The sequence below is a fragment of the Oenococcus kitaharae DSM 17330 genome (assembly GCF_000241055.1).
GTDB classification, from domain to species: Bacteria; Bacillota; Bacilli; order Lactobacillales; family Lactobacillaceae; genus Oenococcus; species Oenococcus kitaharae.
This window is the reverse complement of record NZ_CM001398.1, coordinates 867061-890302: the sequence shown is the minus strand read 5'-3', so window position 1 is coordinate 890302 and position 23242 is coordinate 867061. Positions and strand designations below refer to the sequence as shown.

The following is a 23242-nucleotide window of genomic DNA, read 5'->3' as shown; positions in this document are numbered from 1 at the left end:
GGCTGATCTTCCCACCAACAACAAAATAAGAAGATAACATAAAAGAGCTGTTGATCGAGACAGCTTTTAACTAATAGGAGATAAACATGCAATACGGATATGCCAGGGCAGAAAAAATCTACCAGGAGAAGTTTACCGAGACAACGACTAAACGACCAGAGTTCAATAAACTACTAAAAGTCTTAAAAGCAGATGATACTTTGATCATTACCAAACTGGATCGCTTTGCTCGTAATACCAAAGAAGCCCTAGAGATCATCCAAGAATCGTTTAACCGTGATGTGAAAGTAAACATCCTCAACATGGGTATCATCGACAATACTCCAACGGGTCAATTGATCTTTACCATCTTTTCTGCCTTTGCCCAGTTTGAACGCGATATGATCGTGACCCGGACCCAAGAAGGCAAGGCCTATGCCAAATTACATGATCAGCACTTTAAAGAAGGCCGACCTAAGACTTATAGTGATGAACAGATCAGCTTTGCCTACCAACTACACCAAAAGGGTATGACCTATAAGATGATCGAAGCCAAGACCGGGATTTCTGTCAGTAGCCAGAAAAGACGCTACTTACTGTTAAAACAAAATAACTGATTAACTGATTATAGCTAAATATTGAGAAGCCTAATCTGCCTTATAGACGATACATAATAGGTAGAAATATTTCACTATAATAAATTTGTTATTGATAAGATGGCGGAATTGTACTAAGAAAATGATTAAAAACAATTTATCACAACATATCAATATTTATGTACCAAATGCTAGGACAGGATTGATTTATCGTTTTTGTTGTAGCATAAACAATTCCAAATTTAAAAAGTATTAGATTATTGAAAATGATTTTTTATTATAATTAGCAACATATCATATGTTACATGAGTAACGATACAATAAATTAATCCACTGTATATATAAATCAATGAAAGAAAAACAGTTAGAATTAATATCGGCATTAATGTTAATAATTTATTTTTTGAGTTAAGTATTATAAATCCATGATTAAATAAAAAAAGAACTCCAGTGGCGGATAAAGACAGAAAAATATTATTTGTTAAGCTATACAAAGGAATTAACAAAGCCCATCTGAAAAGAATTTCTTCCAAAAATGCTATAAAAAGAAGAGGATATTTAGCATCAGACCCAACTAAAATTGGCTCTTTGAATTTTTTGTCACTAATTAGCTTTGTTAAACTAATTAATAATAATGGAAAGACCAATGATATAGTCATTACTAAACTAATTTTGGTTAGAGATAATGCTCTTTCTGCAGACATCGGTGGCTGGGTAGATAATCCTAGATTAAAAGAAAAAAACCAAGTGGATATTATAGTAATTATTAGAAGAATGCTATACACCAAATAAAATATATTGTATTTCCATTTAAAACGAAAAAACTTTATTAATGTAATACATAAAAAACCACTTATTTCAGACAAAATAGGAGCTATTAAAAAATCAAGGCAAAGGATGGATATAGAAATTAGAACCATTTTTGTCTCCTTTGAATCTAGGATGTTTTTTGAATGGTTCTGATGGCAAACACATAGCCTGTAATTCAGGTATAAATACTTTTACAACTCTCATATCTTTAGGTGTAATAAAGGGAGGTGTTATATCCATAAAACAAGCATACTTGGAGTTTTTATACAAAGAATGTATTAACCACCTTAATGAGCCCTCGATGCTACTCTTACCATCCAATAAAGTTGAATTTAACTTATTTTCTGCTTTAAGGGTCTCGTATCTAATTCTTTTTTTTGAGAATCTAGAATTTAAATAATTTAAATTCTTTTCCATATTATAAGGACTTGCAAAAAACTTAACATTATTATCTACATCAAGAATCATACTATCTTCTCTCTGATCAATATAAGTTTTATCCGTTAAGTAATTAAACGCACTCATTTCGAGATTAGCAATAGATTCCGATAAACTTCTAATTATTACTCTGTTTATTTCCATACCGCCCTGTAGGCCGAATGAAATAGCAGGTACAGTTAAATTATCTTTTGCAACTAAAAAAGTGCCTATTACTGGAATAAGGTCAACAGAATACCTTGAAAAATCTATAAAATAAATATTGTACTTATTCCTATTTTCTCCAAGAAGATAATTTATTTTTATTTTAGTTTGTTCTGGAAAGGAATCATAATCAATCATTTGTAAAGAATCATTAGAATACCAAGATGTTATGAATGCGTCAATTTGTATATATTCGATGATGGCATTTAAAAAAGCAACATTAAAAGACTCATGTGATGCAGTTCCTGTTGAAAATGCAGTAAAAAAATTGTTCTTTTCTTGGAAACCAATAAAAAACATAGATGTTGGTATAAATATTTTACAATTAGGATCAAAAATAGAGTTTGTTCTGGTCCAAGATATTATGTCATCCCTTTTAAGGGGGGTATCTCTAAATCCAGCATATTCATGTAATGTTTGTAACTGCTTATTATCAAATAAATTAATCAAGGATAAGTCTACGACATGTTTCTTTTGCTTAATTAATTTAGAATAACTGCTTATTAATATATCGTCTTTTTTATATTCGTGTGCTATTACGGTCGCATATCTTTCAAGCGCCTCTCCCTCAAATTTAGCAAGACTTTCTTTAAAATTAAATCCGTATCCCGATAAATGGTAATTAATATGGCTCGTTGGATTAACCGTTATCTTAGTATATTGAGGTAAATTACCATTAATGATATTTAATAACGATCCACTAGAAGTTCCTGTTTTATAAACGATAGGGTTACTTAATATGCCTGTATAAGCACCAACCATTTTTTGCAAATTCATAACTTGCCTATTAAAAGAGTTATTTAAATAACTCATTTTTTGTAGTCCTTATTTTTTTCAATCGAGAATAGTTCCTTAACAGACTCAATAGCACTATTATTATATTCTTCAGAAACTTTAATAGATTGATAACCATCAGCAGGACAAATTGGAGAGCGGTGCAAGTCTTCGACATTAATTTCCAAATTTGGTATATATATAGTCATTATTCTGCCTTCCAAAGGATTGATAATTCTAGGGTGGTTGGAAGAATCAATCATTAAAAAAGTATTAGCAATATATGGAAAGATATCTAATGACGAATTTAGATTAGATTGGAATTTTTTTTCTTCCGACATAAAATCTAAATAATTTTCGTAATCAGCAATCCTAAGACTGTTTTGTTGCTCTAAGCATTCAAAACATGCAGTCTTAAATGGAGAAAAAGCCATAAAATGTATAAATTGATTATCTAGAAAACCCAATTCCCAATTAATTCCATCATGTAGAAACATTCTATTCAAAACTTTCAACATATTTATATTAGGATTAAGCATAATCACAGTTACATAATTAAATTTTTTTAAATTGATTTTCGCTAATAATGATTTAACAAGTTTTTCTGATGAATAATCATAATTAAATTTTTTTATTTCATTGAAAAAGGTTTTAATATCTAATACTTTTTTGTACTTACTAAAAAAGTACTGAACATATTGAGGCGATTCATTGTAATCAGTTATTAATAGCTTATTTTCTTCCTGTTTTAAACTATCTTTAGACGATTCTTTTGAAATAATTTTATAATTTATTAATTCATCAAGAATAGACTCATAAAATTTGTTTTTTAAAAAATATTTTTCATCTACTGTATCTCCTTTTAATAAAAGACAAAAAAAATTTAAAAAATATTTAAAATCAGCGTCATTTTCCTCGAAAATTTTTTTTTCAAAACTTAATTCAACATAATCCCAAACACCAAACCTAATATTGACCTTATCATCCGAAATTTTAAATTTTAAACTTCTTAAATTTAATTTAACAAATGGCATGTTATCACTCTCCGACAATTTAGATACAGCCTAAAACAAACGAAGCAACTAAATGTTCGCTCATTTCGTCTAATTTAATATTAGAAGAAACTAAATGTTTTTTATATCCTCCTATTTGGCAAAAACCTAAGTCTAAAGCACTAGAAATCAAATCCATATTTTGATTTATCTCACCGGTTTCTATTAAAGAAAAAAGCAAACTTCTTTCTCCATACTTGAAAAAATTTTTTCTAATATCCCAAACGAGAAAGCCAAATACTGGTATTTTTTGAATTGAAAAATTCATTAGGCTCATTAAATTTGACTGTTCATTATTTTCTAGATTTACAGGAAGTAGGCTGTTGTGAAACGGCTGATATTTATAGAAACCCGTAGGAACCGACTGCACTTTTTTCAAAAACAAATATAAAGATACGGGATAAAGAGCGCCGGCAGAAGCATATGTCCTATGCAAGAAATATTTTTCGCTTTTATTGTTTATTGTTTCTGAGTTTATACCCATCGAAAATTTTAGAAAAGCCGACAATTTAATTAAGGGTACTACGGCAGAACTAAAATTTCTTTTGCTTTCCCTTCTGTTTAAAATATCAAAAATATTTTCTTTAATTCCAACAGTTTTTATGTCTGGTAAAGAAATCACCTGTTCGTCTGTAGATTCTTCAAGATATAAAGTTTCCATAACATCTGCTGAAGATTGTGTTGATAGCCTTTCTACGTTTGATAAAAATTCTAAATTATCAAAACTATCAGGAAGATTCAACATAAAATCCTGTAATTTATTTATCTCAAAAAATCTAGATTTATATTTATTAATATCCGGTTCACTTAAGAGCTTAAGCTTATCCGCCGATATTACATTATCCTCGGATAAAAAGCTATGAGCTCCCCTAATTTTAATGGGTATAACTTTTTTATCTACCAAATTAAACTTTCCTTTTTGTTTAATACCACATTGCTGACCGGACTAATGGAATCTAGAGCTCAATAAAAAATAAGCCTGATTATATTAGTTATTAGTCACCCTTATTTATTGTTACTTTAAAACAACAACTGCAACAACAGCATCCAGCTACTGGAAGTTCATTTAGCTTTACGTTATTCGAAACAAAACTTCTTTCTGCTTTTTTAATGTTCATAGTACCCTCCCTTTGTAATATCTTATTGTCTATCATAGTAGTTTTTATGTAAAAAACAACGTTTAATTAGGATATTAGTAATGTCCGATCGTACCCCTTTTTTGAACTTGAATATTACAAAAGTTAAAGGCTAAATATCCCAGCACAAACCAAAACAATGCATTTATCAAAGGAAGTACCAGCAGATCATTGTAGGAAACCATCGCCGGACCGTTAGTCAATTGTTTTAAGACCGACACCATCGGCGCCAAAGGCACAAAATACGATACAATTCGAAGATAGATACCGGCATTATCATAGGGAATCAAAAGCAGGGCTAAAAACAAGTACTGAATTATTTGCAATAGATTATCGATCCTTTTGGCATAAATGGTTATTCCCGCAACGGCATAACCCAAGCCCAGCGAGGCAAACAAGGCACAAGCTATCGGGATGATCTCCCTTGGATCCAAAACGATCTGGTGACCTGTAAAAAATAAAATTACAGCTACCGTGACCAAGATAAAAATGCTTGAAAAGATCATATTAACGACCCCCCTGGCAAAAAGCACTTTGCTGATAGAATTCGAGATATATATTTGTTCTAAGGTACCATTATTGGCCTCTTGGGAAATTGAAAGACCCATTTCATCAATGGTCCTTTGAATGAGGATCCATAAAGAATAGCCCACCACCAGTGCGTTTAAATTAGACCCTAAGATAGGACTTCCAGATGCCAGGTAGCTACCGCCGATCATGCCATAAAAAATTGCCACATACGAAACGAGCATGCTGATGCTGTTAAGAGGGTATTTAAAATAAATCGTTTTACTTAGTCTGAATTCTCCGCTGATAAGTCCCAACATTTTCTTCTCCTAGAAAAATCACTTGATATATCTTTTAAATAAACTTTCTAAATCTAAACTCTTCTGCTGCATAGCGCAAACGGGAAGCCGGCTGACTGCCATCAAGAAGGTTTGAAAGCTGACTTGATGATCTAAGCTGATTAGGTATTTCTTATTTTCATCAACAGCCAGCTGACCAAAGGATCGAATAGTTTTTAGTTCTGTGTTTGAGAGTGGTCTTTTAAAATCAAGCAAATATTCAGTCCGCTCAGCCTTATCCTTGATTTGCGAGGTCTTGTTTTTATAAATGATGCTGCCCTTATCCAGAAAAATAACGTGATCAGATATATTTTGTGCAATTTTAATTTCATGGGTCGTCAAGAAAATACCCATCTTATTTTTCTGAGACAATTCTTTAAGGATCAGCTGAATTTTTTCAGATGCTTTTAGATCCAGCCCCAATGTTGGTTCGTCTAAAAAGAGAATTTTCGGATAATTGAGCAGCGCACAACAAATAGCTACTATTTGTTGTTGACCACGGCTAAGGGACCTGGTATCAATATCTTTTTTATCATAAAGGTCGAATAGTTTTAAGAAATAGAGACCGTTATCTATGGATTTTTTTCTGTTCAATCCCTTTAAAGCACCAAAATACTCAAAATTCTCAACTGCTGAAAGCCGCCAGTAAATGTTTCGACTGCCCTCTAAAACTGCTCCTGTATATTTTAAATATTTCTCGTTGCCCTTGTATCGAATATCTCCGGAGCTTGGTTTGATCAATCCCAAAAGAATTTTGATCGTTGTTGTTTTTCCGGCGCCATTTGGTCCCAAAAAGGCTGTTATTTGCCCTTCCGGAATCATAAAATTAAGATCTTTAAGAATAGCTTTTTGCTGCTTTTTGGCCTTAAAACTCTTGTTCAGATTTTTAACTGATAAACCACTTTCTTCATTAGACAGTTCCGCAGTATTATCCAAAGTCATCGTCACCCTCTCACCTAACTTACCTCTGTTAATTAGTTCTATTAAAGCACAAAGAATTGTTAAAAGATAAAATAACTGATTAGATCTACATTGATAAGTCTAATCTGCCTCATAGGTGTATATAATCAGATTAATCTGGGAATTTTTTTATTAAATAATCTAGTATCAAGAGGAAAATGTTCTATTGCAAAAACTAAGAAAAGCACTATCAACCGAACTCATTCCAATTTTATGATGGGCTATGATGCCTGGGGCGAGCAGCAAACTGCTGCAGCCTATTTGCAAGAATGTCGTACTTCGACTAAATATCCACAGGGGGCTTGGTGGGTTCTTGAAGAACAAAGGCAACATTGACCGGTTTTTGTATCTGAATCTGCACACTTTCTGCACATAATCTTTGAAAACGTTGGTATATAAGCGTTTTAATATTCCCATTGGAGCTATATCAAACATTAAGAGCGTTCGTCTAGAACGCTTTTTTGTTGACTTATCAGCCGGCCCGGAAAAACAAAATCAGCCCTCTTACAGCAAAGATAACCAGCAGAATACCGTTTCCAATACCCGTTATTGCGCTATTAGCAACCTGAAAATAGGTCGCAATAGGATGAGCCAGCAGCGTTACCAACAGCATCGCCGCCGTCAGAATAAATAATCCTGAATCCTGAAAAACAAAAGCCAAAGCAATAAAATGAATCGCTACAACCGCACTGACCCAAACCACGGTCCAACTCATTTGCTTCAAATACACCAGCAGTATGACACCAACGACTGCAAACAACAGTTCCGCATAGAAAAAAATCAGATACCAAACAAAATTTTTTCCTTCACTTAAAGCCGAAGCATCATGCCAATGGTACACGCTTAAAATACCACCCCATATCGCAATTCCTAAAGCCACAACTGACAAAATAGCCAGCCACCAACGCCATTCCGGGCGAGGATTTTCCTGTGCCCAGCCAAACCAGACAAAAGCAAAAAATCCAAAAATGGCGGCATACATTGTATGGTCACGAATAAAGTTCATGTGGACCTCCGAGATACCGTTTAATAATAATTACCCGACACGTAGGCACTTCTTCTTATGTAAGCGCTAACAATTCAGGTTCCACGTTCATTATATAATTTATTAACCAACTTGTGAAAATTGAGCAAATAAAAACACTCTTCCCAGAGTGTTTACCAAATCAATCTTCTTTTGCGTAAATATACTTGCGTGTCATCGGCAAGCCGGTCGAACTAGCGCCATTTGAAATCAAGAACTGCATCACGTCAATATTACCGCCTTCAAAAGAGCCAGCAGCCCCCTGCAAATACAGATCCCACATGCGAGCGAAGGGCTCACCATAGGAATCAATGACCTGATCGTAGACTTTTTTAAAATTAGCATGCCAAATTTCCAAAGTCTTTTGATAATGGCGCCGTAATGGTTCAAGGTCGTCCAACTGTAAACCAGCGTCCATCGCATGGCCCAGCATTTCTTCGACGTTAGGGATGTATCCGCCTGGGAAAATGTACTTATTCAAGAAGGGATCGACACCCACACCTTTATGCTGACCGGTAATCCCGTGAATCAAGGCAACACCGTTATCCACTAAGATATCTTTGACAACCTGCAAATACTCAGCTAAATTCTCTTTACCCACGTGCTCAAACATGCCAATCGAGGTCACGTAATCAAATTTCTCGCCTTTCAGATCACGGTAATCCATCAATCGTACTTCAACCTGACTCTCCAGACCTTCTTTTTTAATCTGAGCCTGTGTATAGTCGTATTGTTCCTGACTAAGGGTCACGCCAAGTGTTTTTAAACCATATTCCTTGGCCGCAATCATAATCAACGTGCCCCAGCCACTGCCAATATCAACTAAGCGACGGCCCGGCTGAGCGTCCAATTTATTTAAAACATGATGAACTTTATTCAACTGTGCCTCTTCCAATGAATCGCTGTCGGATTTAAAGTAGGCACAGGAATAGGTCATGGTCGGATCCAACCATTTAGCATAAAAATCATTGCCAATATCGTAGTGACTTTGAATTTCGCTTTTGCTGGCTTTTCTTGAATGAGACATTTTTGGCAAAAACTTAGCAAATTTTGCACTGGTCAAAAAACTGCCGTGGGCCTGGTAAGCAGCCGCAATCAATTCCTGAACCGATCCAGAAACCTCAATCTGCTTACTCATGTAAGCTTCAGCTAAGGTCAGTGTCGGTTGACTCGTGAGATCGGAAATCGGAATAGGTTTATGGATAGATATCGTTGCAAGCGGATCACCTTCTCCATATGACTCTGTCGTATCATCCCAATAATTCACTTTGATGCTTTTAGCAAAAGCGTGATTGAACAGCTCACGATATAATGTTTTTTCAAGTACCAAATCGTTTCCTCCATTTATATTTTTCATGATGAATCTATCAAAAAAGCAATCTTTCAAAGATCTACTTTGGTTCATTTTTGATAAAAACTTTGACTGAATATTAAAAATATCAGCCATCTTACTTTTGGATAGTCGCCCATTTAGCATCAGGCATGAGATTATTCTAACGCCAAGGGCGGCAAGACTGCAAACCATAAAATTCTAGCAAATAAAAAAACCGCACAACGGTGCGGTTTTAGAAGAATCTACTTAAGCCAGCGCACCCATTGGATCCCACGGATCGAGAATTTTCGGTGAGGCACTTTGAGCTTGAACAAGCTCTGGCGACAAGTATTTTTTATTGACAACAACTTGATAGGCATACAAGCTCATCCAGGCGTCAGACATGACAAAGTAGCCGTTTTTCCCGGCTTTTTCGCCCCAGGAATTTTCCACCTTCCAGCGCAAAGGCTTGCCATTCTCATCCAAATCAACACCAGTTAAAACCATGGCGTGGGTCATCAAAGAATCACCGTAATCTAACTGCTCAGCCTTAGAAAGTCCTAAATCAATCCCCAAGGCATCTTCTTGAGCAAAGTTATCCAAATCCATGATGCCAGAATCGCGATCCACCTGAGGACCCATATCGACACCAAACCAGACAGACTGGCCATCCTTCAATTGAGAAACAGCCAATTGCTTGAAAGTATCCAGCTCAACATTTAAATGTTTGACCTCACGGCCGCCAACAACATTGCCAAGATTTTCAATCGTATAGGTCTTGTTGTATGGCTTGTCGGCCGTCGGCGCATTAATGATCGAGACGTAGTCTTCTAAGTTCTGATTCACAAACTTCTCAAAAAAGCTCTTTGGTGTCAAACCTTTTTCTAGATGATAATTCTTATCTTCGTCACGATACTCGAAGTCAAAGTGAGCAACATCAGCCGGATCGCCAAAAACCAAACTCAGCAAACGATAGTTATCTGAATTGAATTCTTTGATTTTCTCATCAATTTCAGCTTGATTAGACTTCTGTGCAGCCAAGGAACGCAATTCGACAGCATCTTTGCGCAATTTACGATTAAAAAGCCGGTTCAGAGGAAATGAGTGGCTGGAATCATAGCTTTCAGGAAAAACACTCTGTGGCACAAGGCCGTATTTTTCAATAATGGCACAAATCATATCCCACTGGCCGCCATCCTGCTGAGGCGTTGCCATCAAATAGGAAACTTTGCGGTCATCAAGCGGTAAATCAGCTGTTTTCACAACATTATTGTAAAAATAATTCGCTTTTTCAAATTTGTCCCAGAAAAAAGTGTAACTCTGCGACAATTCAAATTTGTCTGAAATATTGAATAAATCAGCTGTATGATGCCGCATCGTGTTCAAAGCCGCAAACATCCAGCAGCGGCCTGAGGCCATCTGATTGGCAACTTTTCCTGTCTTAACCTCGACTGAAAAAACCGGCTGGGACTGAATCGCCGCTTTAGGGTCTAAAGTCGCTTTATTGATACCGTTGCTGCTGATGGCACGATGAATCGCATTAGCGGCTGGAAAACTTTTCAAACCTTTGTCGAAATCTTTGATCTGCTCCAATGAAATTTCTGTCATTTACTTAACATCTCCTGCACTTTTTCGCTACCCTTTGAGTAATTAGCCACATCGCTATTAATCAGCTTTTCGAACTCGTCGACAGACATTTCTTGTGTCTTATCGCTGCCGCGTAATCTAACTGTGACCGTCCCATTCTGCACTTCCTGGTCCCCAACAACAAGGATATAAGGTGTTTTCAGACTGACTTGCGCGTCACGAATCAAATATCCCAGTTTTTCATCACGCTTGTCAAACTTAATCCGGCGGCCGTCTTTCATCAAGCGGCTGTAAATACTTTGCGCGTAATCGCCGTGAGCACCGTAATTAACTGGAATAATCACAGCCTGTACAGGTGCCAGCCAAGTCGGGAATTGACCCTTGTATTTTTCAATTAAGAAAGCCACAAAACGTTCCATCGTACCGACAACGCCACGGTGAATCAGAACTGGACGATGGTCTTGTCCGTCTTCACCCGTATATTTCATGTCAAAGCGTTCTGGCAATAAGAAGTCCAATTGGATCGTTGACATGGTTTCTTCGTTGCCCAGAGCTGTACGGAACTGAATATCAAGCTTTGGCCCGTAGAAAGCAGCTTCGCCTTCGGCTTCAAAATAATCCAAGTGCATGTCGTCCATCGCGCGTTTCAAAGCGGCTTGTGCATGCTCCCACATGGCGTCATCGTCATAATATTTCTTCGTATTCTTCGGATCGCGGTATGAAAGGCGGAAACGATAATCTTTGTCTGTGAAACCAAAATCAGCATAAACTTCACGGATCAAACGCAGAATTTCCTTGAATTCAGATTCAACTTGTTCAGGTGCGACAACCGTGTGGCCATCGTTGAGCGTCATTTCACGAACACGCGACAGGCCAGTCAAGGCACCAGATTTCTCCCAACGGTGCATCTGGCCGAATTCAGCAATGCGGTAAGGCAGGTCGCGGTATGAACGCGGTTCATGTTCGAAGACTTCGATATGCGATGGGCAGTTCATCGGACGCAGCTCCAACTCCTCGCCATCATCGGCTTTCATCGGCGGGAACATGTCATCACGATAATGATCCCAGTGTCCAGAACGCTTGTAGAGATCAAGGTTGGAAACAACCGGCGTGTAAACATGCAGATAACCATTCTCACGCTCTTTTTCAGCCACATAGTCCTCAATCGTACGACGAATCGCAGCACCATTTGGCAGCCAGACAGGCAAACCGGCACCAATTTCCTGGTTCGTGAAAAACAGCTCCATTTGCCGGCCGATCGTCCGGTGATCGCGCTCTTTGCGCTCTGTAATAGCTGTCTGTTGAGCCTGCAGATCTTCAGCCGTCCATTCAGACAAACCGTAAATACGCTGCATCATTGGGTTATCCGATTTGCCGCGCCAATAAGCGCCGGCCACTGAAGACAGTGCAAAATGTTTGATACAGCCTGTCGACGGCACCAAACCACCACGGTCAAGATCTGTATAATCGCCTTGAACAGCAATTGTAATTTCTTCGTCTTCAGGAAGATCATTAATCAGCTCTACCTTGTATGGGTCATCAGCAAAAATTTGCAAAGCTTCTTGACGTGAAACGGGACGATTATTAATCGGCAAATCTGCTTTGACAATTTTAGCCATCTCAGCTTCGATAGCCGGGAATTCGTCTGCCGCAACTTGTTTGTCTGATTCACCAGAATCATCTGTATCGTAATAAAAGCCGTTTGAAATCGATGGGCCGACACCTAGATGGATCTTCGGGTGCAGATGGCGCAAAGCTTGAGCCAGCAAGTGCGCGGTTGAGTGCCGCAAAATGTCCAAAGCCTCGTCTTCGTCTTTTGTGACTAATTTAAATTGACCGCTAAAGCGAATTGCTTCGTTCATGCCGACATAGTGCTTATCCACTCGAGCTGCTACTGATTTTTTGGCCAGTGACGGGCTGATTGCCTGAGCAATCTGCATTGGAGTTGTTTCTTGATTGATGTCTTTAATGCTGCCATCGGGCATCGTTAATTTAAAATCTGCCATAATTCCTCAAAAAATAAAAACGCCCTTCGCTAAAACTAGTGAGGGACGTCTTTCAACGCGGTACCACCCAACTTCATCGCCATGACAACGGCGACCTCTTTGGTCTTTTATTTGTGATTTATTAGAGCTAGTCAGTTTCGCGTTGATCTGTATCGGCTTTCATCAATCCCGATTTTCTGTAACAAACAACTGCGGCTTCTGGTCTCGATGTCTATAAGTATAACCCGGAATGACACCTTTGCAAGCCCTTAATTGCGCAAATAAAAACCTGCCCGAAGGCAGGCACTATTTTATAGATAGATTTTGCAATGAGCTCTATCATGCTTAACAGCCTTGCAATCATCCAGGTATCATTTGGTCGAAAAACAGTATTTCGAAATAGTCAAGTTATCAGATTGCCGGCTACTAGGATCGCATCAGTTATCAGTTGATGCACCAACTCATTGCCTGTTGTTAATATAACATATTTTGTAAGCGCTTGCAATTTTTAAAATCGACTGCTCTTCGTTAAAATTGAAACTATGCAGATAGATATCATTTACACAACGATTACAGGAAATAGTGAAACCATCGTCACAGCCTTGGACGATGAATTTTTCAAACAAGGTTATGAGGCCGATATTCATGAATTTGAGGAGACTGAGCTTTCCGACTTAAACAAGTCGGATATCGTTGTTATCGTTCCCTATACTTACGATAAAGGCACCGTGCCCGATGAATCAATGGACTTTTTTGACGATTTAAATACAGCAGACTGGTCAAACAAGGTCTGCGGTGTCATCGGATCCGGGGATAAATTTTATGGCAAAGACTACGGCAAAGCGGTCGAAAAGTTTGCCGATCAAGTCAAAAAAGCCGGCGCTAATCTCGCGACAGCACCGGTGAAAATCCAGTTGGCAATTGACGATGATGATTTGCCAACGATTCATAAATTTGTCAGCGAACTACTGGCCGCCAAAAATTAATTTAATTCAACGATTGTAGCACCATCCCCAGCGCCGTTTGCATTGGCAAATTCATAATGCTTGATGCGGCGGTCTGAGCGCAGCATCTGAGTGACACCTTCTCTTAATGCGCCGGTGCCCTTGCCATGAATGATTTCAATTGTGTCGATATTATTCAGCATGGCTTGGTCAATATAATGATCCAAATCCATCATCGCTTGTTCGTAACGCTCGCCGCGCAGATCAATATGTCCGGAAACATTGCGTGAGGCCGTTTTGACGACACGCGTATTGTGCATGGCCGGCTTGCTTTTGGCTATTTTTTCTACTTGGCTTTCCGGTAGTTTTTCCAAATCGTTTTCGTGGACGGTCATTTTCAAAATACCCATTTGAATCTGCCATTCATGATTGGAAACCTTGTCCGTAATCCGGCCAGGCTGATGATAACTAGTTACCATGACATCCTCACCGATACGGAACTGTTTGGCACGCTTAGCTTTTTGCAGCACCTTATTCTTTTCAAGGGAATCATTTTGCCTAAGCTTGTCAAACTGATTGACGATCCGGTTCAGTTCCTGCTCATTTTTTCCCGATCCTTGGCCGGCTTTTAAACGCTCGCTGCGAATTTGGTCCAGTAATTTTTTGGATTCACTGCGAGTAGAAGCCACAATGTGATTCGCCTCATTTTTTGCGTCCAGCAGTAATTTAGCCTTGGATTGTTCCAGTTCACTACTTTGACGATCCAGATTCTCTTTTTCGCTATTGACATCAGCTAGGCGTCTTTGCAAGTCCTCTTGCTGCTGATCGAGATCCTGTCTTTGAAAAACCAGCCCCTGAATCAAATTATTCAATTCTTGATCTTTGGGATCGACATAGGCTTCAGCCCGCTCCAATACCCGTTTATCAACGCCTAAACGGCGAGCAATCGTAATCGCATTAGACTGGCCCGGAATGCCAATCAAGAGACGATAAGTCGGTCTCAAAGTTTTCAAATCAAATTCCATGCTGGCATTGACGGCAAAGGGCTTTTGATCGGCGAAAACTTTTAATTCCGGGTAATGAGTCGTCGTCAGATTCAGAATTTTCCGCTCGGATAAATTCTCGACAATGGCCATGGCTAGGGCAGCACCTTCGCTTGGATCCGTTCCAGCCCCCAATTCATCCAGCAGGACCAAGGAATCAGTATCAGAATCAGCGATAATTTCCTTAATATTCATCATGTGCGATGAGAAAGTCGATAAGGATTGTTCCAGGCTTTGTTCATCCCCAATATCGGCAAAAATATTATCAAAGACATAAATTGACGAATTCTTATCAGCCGTGATGAAAATACCGGATTGCGCCATCAGCTGCAACAGGCCCAATGTTTTCATCAGAACTGTTTTACCACCGGTATTAGGCCCTGTGATAATCAGAGAAATAAAATCATGGCCTAATTTGATATCATTTGCCACGGCATCACTAGGCAGCAAAGGATGACGCGCAGCTTGCAGATCAATCTCTTTTTCGCTATTAATTTGCGGCTTGATTGCGTCCATTGTATTGGCCAGCCGTGCTTTTGCCTGAATCAAATCCAGTTCGCCAATCAGCTCGTTATTTAATTTCAATTGTTCATACAGCGGGAAAAGCGACTGAGAAATATCGATCAGAATGGCATTAATTTCACGCCGTTCATCAATTTCCAAATCATGCAAATGGTCATTTAGCGAAACAGCTGCTTCAGGTTCGATATACAAAGTCAGGCCCGACTGACTTTGGTCATGGACAACACCGCCAAAGTGTTTTTTATTTTCAGCTTTAACAGGCAGCACCAAAACACCGTCTCTTGTCGTTATCACGTTCTCTGAAAGATATTTGGCATCATTGCCCTTGGTCATTTTTAAGAGCAGTTCACGAATATTTGTTTCGGTTAATTGAGTGTTTTTGCGAATATGCGCCAACTTTTTCGATGCGGTATCCAACATTTTTCCTTGATCATCAATCGTTTGATCCAGTCTTTGGGACAATTGAGAAAAATCAGTCAAACGATTCACGAGAAACAAAATCTGCTGCAGATTGTCAAACCAGATTTCGTCTTTAATCGTTTGAAAGAAATCAATCACGGCTTGGCTGGATTGCAATGAAGCATTTAAGTCAGCCAATTCACTGGAAGCCAGCACTGCTTTAAGCTTGATACGTTTGAAAATTTCTGTGAGGTCGTTAGTCGCCCTGATTGGCAATCCACCACGCCGACGGTCGATTAACAAAGCATCGTCAGTCTGCCCTAACAGAATACTGACTCGCTGTGCATCTCCGGATGGCAGCAGCTGAGCGAGTTTTTCCTTTCCCTTAGCTGTTACTAAAAAAGAATCGAGTCGATTTTTAATCTCATCAAATTCTAAAGTTGTTAAAATTTTTGTATTCATTTGCGTCTTTTATTTCGCTTTTTCTTAGCTTTTTGAATTTTTTTAAAGGCACGCTTCATGGCGAAATCGGCGACTTTACCACCAAACCCGCCCTGGTTAGGAAAACTCGGCATCATACCGCCCATTTGTGCTGGATCAGCACCTAACGCACTGGGATCAACGCCCGAAAGCATATCTTCCATGCCGGCAGGCAATCCGCCTTTGCCATTCGTGAACTTATACATCATCTGCCGCATTTGTTTAAACTGCTTGATCATTTTATTGACATCAATCACAGGCCGTCCAGATCCTGCAGCAATCCGGCGGCGGCGTGCCGGTGATAGCAGTTCCGGGTCCAATCTTTCGGCCGGTGTCATCGAATAAACAATCGCTTCCATGTGAGCGAAGTCTTTGGGACCAACTTGAACTTGCGCCAAAGCCGCATTATTGGCCATACCAGGAATCATTTTCAGCATGTCTTCCATTGGGCCCATGTTCTGAACCTGTTTGAGCTGATCTAAAAAGTCATTGAAATCAAAACTGTTTTCCTGCAGCTTTTGTAGTTGCGCCGCTGCTTGTTTTGCATCAACATCTTTTTGTGTTTTCTCGATCAGAGAAAGGATATCGCCCATGCCCAGAATTCGGCTGGCCATACGATCAGGATAGAAAACATCCAGATCAGTCACTTTTTCGCCTTCACCGACGAACTTAATTGGCTTACCAGTGACTTCACGAATCGACAACGCAGCGCCACCACGTGTATCGCCATCCAGCTTGGTCAAAACGACACCCGTAATACCCAAAGCATCATTAAAGCCCTGAGCTGTCTCGGTCGCGTTCTGTCCGGTCATGGCATCGACAGTCAGCAGGATTTCGTCAGGTTTGGCAATTTTTTCGATGTCTTTTAATTCCTGCATCAAAAGTTCATCGATTTGCAGACGCCCAGCCGTATCAATGAAAACATAATCATTTTTTTCTTGATCAGCTTGTTTTAAACCATCCTTGACAATCTGACGCGGATCAACGTCAGTACCCTGATCAAAAACAGGGATTGACAGCTGGCGACCCAAAGTCTGTAACTGTTCAATCGCAGCTGGACGGTAAACGTCGGCCGCAATTAATAGTGGACGAGCATGGTTGTCGTTTTTCAACTTATTAGCCAGCTTAGCAACAGTTGTCGTCTTACCAGCACCTTGCAGCCCAGCCATCATAATCACCGTTGGAATCTTTGGCGACTTATTCAGAGGCACCGCTTGAGCACCCATCATATCAGTCAGTTGGTCGTTAACAATTTTAATGATCTGTTCTGACGGATTTAAACCCTCAAGAACCTTGGCCCCTAAAGCCTTCTCTCGTACCTGAGCAATAAAACTGCGGGCAATTTTTAAATTAACGTCGGCCTCTAATAAAGCCAGACGAATTTCTCGTAAGGTCTCATCAAGATCGCCTTCAGAAACTTTGCCCTTGCCGGACAGGTTCTTCATTGCTGTTTGAATTCTGGATGTTAGATTCTCAAATGCCATTATTTTTCTTCCAAATCAATTAAAGTAGTTAGTAAACGCGGATCAAATTTTTCTTGCAGCTGTGTTTCGATTTTTCTGCGTGCAAGATAATTTTCTCTTAAGTGCAGCTTAGATTCAAATTCCTGCAGGCTATCAAGCGCGCGTTTTAACTGATCAAACACCGCCTGGCGGCTGATTTCGTCGTTTTCAGCAATTTCCGACACGCTTAAATCATCAATTAAAAATGCCTGCAGGCCGTCCTGTTGTTTATCGGACAACAAAGGGCCATAAAAAGCTAACAGTTCTGTTGATAATTGTTTTTCCGCTAATTTCAAATTAAATTAAATCCTTAAATAAACCATAAACGAATTGATCAGCATCAAAGGGCGCTAAATCTGTGACTTTTTCACCCAAACCGACCCATTTGACCGGTAAATGCAATTCCTGTCGGATAGCTAAAACAATACCACCTTTAGCCGTGCCGTCTAATTTAGTCAGCACCAAGCCGGTCACGTCAGTCGAATCTTTGAAAAGGCGCGCCTGCTGCAAGGCATTCTGACCAGTCGTCGCGTCCAAGACCAGCAATACCTCTTGCGGGGCTTCCGGCAGCTGGCGCGTGATCGTTTTTTTCATCTTTTCCAATTCACGCATCAAGTTTTCGTTATTTTGCAAACGACCGGCTGTATCCACGAATAAGATATCATAGTGCTGGTCAACAGCTCGTTTAACAGCGTCGAATACCACAGCAGCTGGATCGGATTTTTCTTTTCCCGTCACAACATCGACTTGATCACGTTTTGCCCATTCAACTAATTGCTCGGTCGCGCCAGCTCTGAAGGTATCAGCAGCGGCCAATAAGACTTTTTTGCTTTGCTGACGGTACAATTGAGCCATTTTGCCAATCGTAGTTGTCTTACCAACGCCGTTGACGCCGACAAATAAGAAGACCGAAGGATTACCAGCGGCAGCCATGTGCATACTGTTATCTTCACCATTGCCGGCTTGGTCATAAACGTCGACCAATTTTTCAATGATCGTTTCTTGAACTTCTTTTTTGCTGGTCGCGTTTTTCAAACGCACTTCATCTTGGAGTTCATCTGATATTTTTAAGGCAATTTCGAAACCGACATCAGCCGCAATCAAAGTCTCCTCCAACTCATCAAAGAAATTTTCATCGACGGCGCGGAAATTGGCCATTAACAACTGGAATTTTTCAGCAAAACTTGACCGTGTTTTGGTTAAACCAGCTTCGTAATGATCTTCGCTGCTGGCAGAATCAGATTCTGCGGGCTTTTGCGGCGTCGAAGCTGGTTTGTTCTCTGCTAAGGTCTGATCTTCATCAGCCGATAAAGGCGCCAAAGCATCTTTAACTTTACCTAAAAAGGTCTTCTGCGGGGTTTCTTCGTCTTTTTTTCGTCCTAATAAGCGGTCAAATAAACTCATATCAGCCCTCCAATGCAGCTTTGGCTTGTTCTAAATCCACAGAAACCATTGTCGAAACACCCGGTTCCTGCATTGTCACTCCATATAATACATTAGCGTAACGCATTGTGCCTTTACGATGCGTAATCACGATAAACTGCGTCTTATTAGAAAAATCCTTCAGAAAACGGCCGAAATTGTCGACATTTGCTTCATCCAAAGCCGCTTCTGTCTCATCTAAAATCGCAAAAGGTACTGGGTGAACAATTAAAATCGCCAGCAGCAGTGCAATGGCCGTGAGTGCTTTTTCACCGCCAGAAAGTAGGGACAAACGCTGCAGTTTTTTTCCAGGCGGCTGAACGCGAATTTCGATACCACTCGTCAGAAGATCTTTCGGGTTGTCTAATTCCAAGCTGCCCTGGCCGCCGCCGAATAATTCAGAAAAAGTCGTCTTAAATTGTTCTGCAACTGCATCGAAAGTTTTTTTAAAGCGTCGAACCACTTCTCGGTCAATATCATCCATCACGGTCTGCAGATTCTCAGAAGCCTTGATCAGATCATCACGCTGGCTGATCAGAAAATCGTAACGGTCTTGAACACTTTTAAGTTCATCAATGGCGGCTAAGTTCACACTATTATGTTTAGCTAATTCCTCCTTCAAAGCGGCTGACTGGCGGCTAATATCAGCCAGACTTTCATCGGAATGCAAATCCAAGTGATCAATATCTGGATTTCCTAAATCCTGCAACTGCTGGTCTAGCTCAGTCAAACGACTAACGACAGCTGATTTTTTGGAATCAAGCTGATTTTTTTGATCTAATAGATGCCGCAATTGCTGCTGCTGCTCAGAAATAGCCTTTCTCAGCACATCGGCCTGCTGCTTTAAATCAGACTGTTCGACAAGAAGCTGTTCACGTTTGTCATTAGCTTCTTTTAAGGCTTGTGAAGCTTGGCCAGCGTCCGAAGAGAGCTGTATCTGTCTTTGAAGCTGCTGCAGCTGCTGATCAAGTGTTTGGCTTTTAGCTGCCTGCTGGTTCTGTTCTTGAATAAGCAGTACACGCTCATCATCAAGTTCTTTAAGACGTTTCTCATCGGCCTGTTTCTGTACTTTAAAGGCAGCCAGTTGTTCTCTGGCAGAAGCCAGACGATCATTTTGCTGGTGTGCCGAAGATTGTGCATCAGCCAGATTATCTGTTAAACGATGAATCGTCAGACGCAGCTGATCATTTGTCTGCTGCAATTTTTGCAAACGAACCGCGGCCGATTGCCGATTTTGTTTGGCTTGGGATAAATCCGTCTTCAAGGTATCTTCTTCTAGCTGATTAGCTTTTAACTGCTTAGCCATTTGCTGAAGCGATTCTTCAAGTAAACCCTTCTGAGCACTTTGAAGCTGCAAACGTTCTTTATCCGCTAACAGCTGGTTGCGTAATTTAACAAAGGCTGCTTCTGCTGCCGCAATTTCGCGCTGCTCTGTCAGCACATCCTGATTAGCTTGAATGCCCTGCTGTTTAATTTGGTCTAATTGCGCTGATAAACGGTCCAGCTCAGCTCTTTTAGACAATAATCCGCTTTGATGGCGATTGGCACCACCGGTAATTGATCCGCCGGCGTTAACCACATGTCCATCAAGTGTGACAATCCGGCAGCGTTGGTTAGCCGCCTTTGAAAGACGAAAGGCAGCTGGTAGGTTCTCGGCAATAACTGTTGTCCCTAGTAAATTTTCAATAATAGCTGAAAATTGATGATCGCGTTCAATTAGGTCGGCAGCCAGGCCAACATACTCGGATTCACCGTCTAGACGCTGTAAAAGATTTTCAGGCAGACAACGCGCTTTAATCGTCTCAATCGGTAGGAAAGTGACGCGGCCCAAACGACGTTCAGTCAAAAAGCTGATCGCGTTTTTTGCCGTTTCCTGTGTATCAACCACGATGTTCTGTAAGCCTGCGCCCAGTGCCGTCTCAATGGCAAGTGCGTATGCCGGCGCAACTTTAATCAATTCAGCAACAGTTCCGAACAATCCAGGAAATTGGTTACGACTATTTAATAAATTCCGAACGCCTACGTACAAATCCAAATTTTCATTGGCATTTTGTAGCGATTCCACCCGTACACGCACCTGATTATATTGGCTAACCAAATCACTATGCTTTTGATTTAATGTCGATAAGTGAGTTTTTTTCTCATTTAACGCTTTTTGCGCCTGTTGAGACTGAGCTTCTAAATCCGAATTCTGATCATCATCCTGCTGTTTGCCTTGATTAACAGCCTGTTTTTTTTCAGCAATTTCTTTCATTACCTGCTGGCGGTTAAGGTTTAAGCTATCCAGTCGAGAAGTCATACGCATCTGATCCCGATCTAAATTGGTCAGCTGATTGGACAATGTAGCAGCATCCTGCATAGATTGCAGATACTGGCTGCGCGTATTTTCCAATTGATCCTGAGCCGTTAAATCCCCGCTATCGGCTAATTCCTGGCTGATATTATGGACAGCATCCTGAGCCTGAATCAATTGCTCCTGCAGTTTAGCGGTATCGGTGCGCAAACCATCAATTTGATGGTCCAGCTGTGCTAGGCGCTGCGTGTTCTTGACCCCGTCTTCATCAAGATTCTGCTTATTCTGTGTCAAAGAAGCGATTTTTTGTTCTTGAAGCTGATGCTGCCCGATAGCATGCTCATAGCGCTGGGTCAAAGTCTCAATCGTACGGTTCAATTCTAATAAATCATGATCCAAGCCATTGGTACGTAAATTCGTGTCCGTCTGTTGCTGGTCTTGATCCTTGAGAGCTTCTTCCTGTTTCTGAATTTTAAGCAAGAGTTGCTGCAAATCATCTGTAAACTGCTTTTCTTTTTGCGACAATTCTGCCCGGCTGCGAACTAATTTAACCAAATTAAGCTGGTCGAACTGTTTGCGAAGCGCCAAAAAAGCCTCCGCCTCTGCAGCTTGATCCTTAAGGGGTTGAAGACGATCGGAAATCTCTTTAACAATATCTAATAAACGAGCCAGATTTTCCTGTGTTTGTGCTAACTCATTCTGACTTTTTAATTTATTCTGCTTGTATTTAAAAACACCAGCGACATCTTCGATAATCGCTCGTCGGTCCTCAGCTTTGGCATTAAAAATTTCTTCTACTTTGCCTTGGTTGATAATCGAAAACGATTCCCGACCCAATCCTGTATCAACAAATAAATCCGTAATGTCTTTTAAACGAGATTTAACCCCATTAATTAAATATTCGGCTTGGCCATCGCGGTATAGACGCCGGGATACCTGTACTTCATCAAAATCTGTATGTAAAAAATGATCCGAATTATCAATCGTCATCGTGACCATAGCGCGGCCGAGTGCTCGGCGATTTTTTGAACCGCCGAAAATGACATCAGACATCGTGCTGCCGCGCAATCCCTTTGCAGATTGTTCGCCCATTACCCAACGGATGGCCTCAATGATATTGGACTTTCCCGAGCCGTTTGGACCGACAATACCGGTCATGCCAGGCATGAAATCAATGACTGTTTTATCAGCAAAAGATTTAAAACCATTAATTTCCAGCGACTTGAGTCTCATTTCGGAAGAACATCCCCATAGGCCACTTTAGCCGCTTTTTTCTCAGCAATTTTAATTGACCGGCCCGAACCAGAACCCAATGGCTGACCGTCTACAAAGACAGCAACCTCAAAGTGCGGCTTTTGTGCGTCAGACAAATCTTCTTTGACCACTTTGTATTCGATATCGACAGAACCGTCTCTTTGCAATAGTTCCTGTAATTTGGACTTATAATCGATGAACTCTTCAAAAAACCCTGCATCGACAGCTGGGAAAAAAATCTGATTCAAAAAATCAAAAACAGCTTTCGCACCTTGGTCTTTATACAAAGCACCTACAAAAGCCTCCCAAATATCCTCCAATAAACCATCACGATTACGCGCACCGGACAGCTCTTCGCCTTTGCCCAATCTAATATAACGGTCAAAATGAGCCAGTCTGGCAAAATGTGAAAAAGACTTGCTTTGGACCATCGCAATACGCATCTCGGTCAATTGGCCCTCTTCCCAATCCGGATAACGCGTAAATAAATAATCAGCCACAATCAGCTGCATGACAGAGTCGCCCAAAAACTCGAGTCTTTGATAATCACGCCCTCCTTCCTCAGGATGCTCATTGAGATAATTGCCTTGTGTGAAGGCTTCTAATAATAATTTTTGATCGGAAAACTCAATTCCGAAGTCTTTTTTAATCGATTCTTGAATACTAGCCATTAACTTGTTA

At 40.2% G+C, this 23242-nt stretch carries 19 protein-coding genes; 3 read left to right on the top strand and 16 right to left on the bottom strand.

Translation table 11 applies throughout. From position 1 onward, the window contains the following. Positions 1 to 86: 86 nt before the first annotated feature. Positions 87 to 596 carry a recombinase family protein gene (locus tag OKIT_RS04355; protein WP_007745659.1) on the top strand — a complete coding sequence of 170 codons (510 nt, stop codon included), beginning with the start codon at positions 87 to 89 and terminating at the stop codon, positions 594 to 596. A 236-nt stretch (positions 597 to 832) separates the two neighbouring features. Here the strand turns inward: OKIT_RS04355 and OKIT_RS09850 are convergent, their stop codons facing one another. Then, positions 833 to 1069: a hypothetical protein gene (locus OKIT_RS09850; RefSeq protein WP_422385585.1), complete on the bottom strand. Its 237-nt coding sequence runs from the start codon at positions 1067 to 1069 to the stop codon at positions 833 to 835. Here OKIT_RS09850 and OKIT_RS09700 point away from each other — a divergent pair. Continuing rightward, entirely contained in the window at positions 1026 to 1367 is a 342-nt protein-coding gene (locus OKIT_RS09700; RefSeq protein ID WP_028291897.1) for a hypothetical protein, read from the top strand. The genes OKIT_RS09850 and OKIT_RS09700 overlap by 44 nt on opposite strands. 93 nt (positions 1368 to 1460) lie before the next feature. Here OKIT_RS09700 and OKIT_RS04345 read toward each other — a convergent pair whose 3' ends face one another. The 9 genes from OKIT_RS04345 to thrS all read right to left on the bottom strand — a co-directional run bounded on the left by OKIT_RS04345 (position 1461) and on the right by thrS (position 12723). Next, entirely contained in the window at positions 1461 to 2804 is a 1344-nt protein-coding gene (locus OKIT_RS04345; protein ID WP_169311634.1) for a YcaO-like family protein, read from the bottom strand. Between the two features lie 32 nt (positions 2805 to 2836). Beyond that, complete coding sequence (locus tag OKIT_RS04340; RefSeq protein ID WP_007745653.1) at positions 2837 to 3835, bottom strand: hypothetical protein; 999 nt, start codon at positions 3833 to 3835, stop codon at positions 2837 to 2839. Between the two features lie 19 nt (positions 3836 to 3854). Continuing rightward, positions 3855 to 4757: a SagB family peptide dehydrogenase gene (locus OKIT_RS04335; protein WP_007745651.1), complete on the bottom strand. Its 903-nt coding sequence runs from the start codon at positions 4755 to 4757 to the stop codon at positions 3855 to 3857. Between the two features lie 288 nt (positions 4758 to 5045). Next, complete coding sequence (locus OKIT_RS04330) at positions 5046 to 5726, bottom strand: hypothetical protein (RefSeq protein WP_148126054.1); 681 nt, start codon at positions 5724 to 5726, stop codon at positions 5046 to 5048. Positions 5727 to 5834: 108 nt separating this feature from the next. After that, positions 5835 to 6776 carry an ABC transporter ATP-binding protein gene (locus OKIT_RS04325; RefSeq protein ID WP_007745649.1) on the bottom strand — a complete coding sequence of 314 codons (942 nt, stop codon included), beginning with the start codon at positions 6774 to 6776 and terminating at the stop codon, positions 5835 to 5837. A gap of 490 nt (positions 6777 to 7266) precedes the next feature. Then, positions 7267 to 7800: a hypothetical protein gene (locus tag OKIT_RS04320; RefSeq protein ID WP_007745648.1), complete on the bottom strand. Its 534-nt coding sequence runs from the start codon at positions 7798 to 7800 to the stop codon at positions 7267 to 7269. 160 nt (positions 7801 to 7960) lie between these two features. Beyond that, positions 7961 to 9175, bottom strand: coding sequence for an SAM-dependent methyltransferase (locus OKIT_RS04315; protein WP_036594064.1), 1215 nt, complete (start codon positions 9173 to 9175; stop codon positions 7961 to 7963). 222 nt (positions 9176 to 9397) lie between these two features. Further along, positions 9398 to 10738, bottom strand: coding sequence for a C1 family peptidase (locus OKIT_RS04310; protein ID WP_007745646.1), 1341 nt, complete (start codon positions 10736 to 10738; stop codon positions 9398 to 9400). Beyond that, positions 10735 to 12723 (bottom strand): threonine--tRNA ligase, encoded by a 1989-nt coding sequence (gene thrS, locus OKIT_RS04305; RefSeq protein WP_007745645.1) that lies wholly within the window; start codon positions 12721 to 12723, stop codon positions 10735 to 10737. The genes OKIT_RS04310 and thrS overlap by 4 nt, the downstream gene beginning before the upstream one ends. 521 nt (positions 12724 to 13244) lie before the next feature. Between thrS and OKIT_RS04300 the strand changes: the two genes are divergently transcribed. Further along, positions 13245 to 13688 (top strand): flavodoxin domain-containing protein, encoded by a 444-nt coding sequence (locus OKIT_RS04300; RefSeq protein ID WP_007745643.1) that lies wholly within the window; start codon positions 13245 to 13247, stop codon positions 13686 to 13688. On the opposite strand, the gene OKIT_RS04295 is transcribed toward OKIT_RS04300, so the two are convergent. Genes OKIT_RS04295 through rnc form a run of 6 tightly spaced genes read right to left on the bottom strand, consistent with a single transcriptional unit; the run spans position 13685 to position 23232 of the window. Further along, positions 13685 to 16072: an endonuclease MutS2 gene (locus OKIT_RS04295; RefSeq protein ID WP_007745642.1), complete on the bottom strand. Its 2388-nt coding sequence runs from the start codon at positions 16070 to 16072 to the stop codon at positions 13685 to 13687. The genes OKIT_RS04300 and OKIT_RS04295 overlap by 4 nt on opposite strands. Then, entirely contained in the window at positions 16069 to 17574 is a 1506-nt protein-coding gene (ffh, locus tag OKIT_RS04290; RefSeq protein ID WP_007745641.1) for a signal recognition particle protein, read from the bottom strand. Before ffh ends, OKIT_RS04295 begins: the two co-directional genes overlap by 4 nt. After that, a complete protein-coding gene (gene ylxM, locus OKIT_RS04285; protein WP_007745640.1) occupies positions 17574 to 17888 on the bottom strand; it encodes a YlxM family DNA-binding protein in 315 nt (104 codons plus the stop codon). The genes ffh and ylxM overlap by 1 nt, the downstream gene beginning before the upstream one ends. Before the next feature lies 1 nt (position 17889). Further along, the gene (ftsY, locus tag OKIT_RS04280; RefSeq protein ID WP_007745639.1) at positions 17890 to 18996 is read right to left on the bottom strand and encodes a signal recognition particle-docking protein FtsY; all 1107 of its coding nucleotides are present in this window, start codon (positions 18994 to 18996) and stop codon (positions 17890 to 17892) included. Position 18997: 1 nt separating this feature from the next. Beyond that, positions 18998 to 22540, bottom strand: a complete 3543-nt coding sequence (gene smc, locus OKIT_RS04275) for a chromosome segregation protein SMC (protein WP_007745638.1) — start codon at positions 22538 to 22540, stop codon at positions 18998 to 19000. After that, on the bottom strand, positions 22537 to 23232 hold the full coding sequence (gene rnc / locus OKIT_RS04270) for a ribonuclease III (RefSeq protein WP_007745636.1): 696 nt from the start codon (positions 23230 to 23232) through the stop codon (positions 22537 to 22539). Before rnc ends, smc begins: the two co-directional genes overlap by 4 nt. Positions 23233 to 23242: the final 10 nt, after the last annotated feature.

Excerpts from the sequence above, each read along its gene's own strand:
- smc (WP_007745638.1), bottom strand. The coding sequence starts at position 22,540 with ATGAGACTCAAGTCGCTGGAAATTAATGGTTTTAAATCTTTTGCTGAT.
- OKIT_RS04320 (WP_007745648.1), bottom strand. The coding sequence starts at position 7,800 with ATGAACTTTATTCGTGACCATACAATGTATGCCGCCATTTTTGGATTT.
- thrS (WP_007745645.1), bottom strand. The coding sequence starts at position 12,723 with ATGGCAGATTTTAAATTAACGATGCCCGATGGCAGCATTAAAGACATC.
- OKIT_RS04345 (WP_169311634.1), bottom strand. The coding sequence starts at position 2,804 with ATGAATTTGCAAAAAATGGTTGGTGCTTATACAGGCATATTAAGTAAC.
- OKIT_RS04310 (WP_007745646.1), bottom strand. The coding sequence starts at position 10,738 with ATGACAGAAATTTCATTGGAGCAGATCAAAGATTTCGACAAAGGTTTG.
- ftsY (WP_007745639.1), bottom strand. The coding sequence starts at position 18,996 with ATGAGTTTATTTGACCGCTTATTAGGACGAAAAAAAGACGAAGAAACC.
- ffh (WP_007745641.1), bottom strand. The coding sequence starts at position 17,574 with ATGGCATTTGAGAATCTAACATCCAGAATTCAAACAGCAATGAAGAAC.
- rnc (WP_007745636.1), bottom strand. The coding sequence starts at position 23,232 with ATGGCTAGTATTCAAGAATCGATTAAAAAAGACTTCGGAATTGAGTTT.
- OKIT_RS04325 (WP_007745649.1), bottom strand. The coding sequence starts at position 6,776 with ATGACTTTGGATAATACTGCGGAACTGTCTAATGAAGAAAGTGGTTTA.
- OKIT_RS04355 (WP_007745659.1), top strand. The coding sequence starts at position 87 with ATGCAATACGGATATGCCAGGGCAGAAAAAATCTACCAGGAGAAGTTT.
- OKIT_RS04295 (WP_007745642.1), bottom strand. The coding sequence starts at position 16,072 with ATGAATACAAAAATTTTAACAACTTTAGAATTTGATGAGATTAAAAAT.
- OKIT_RS04300 (WP_007745643.1), top strand. The coding sequence starts at position 13,245 with ATGCAGATAGATATCATTTACACAACGATTACAGGAAATAGTGAAACC.
- OKIT_RS04340 (WP_007745653.1), bottom strand. The coding sequence starts at position 3,835 with ATGCCATTTGTTAAATTAAATTTAAGAAGTTTAAAATTTAAAATTTCG.
- OKIT_RS04315 (WP_036594064.1), bottom strand. The coding sequence starts at position 9,175 with ATGAAAAATATAAATGGAGGAAACGATTTGGTACTTGAAAAAACATTA.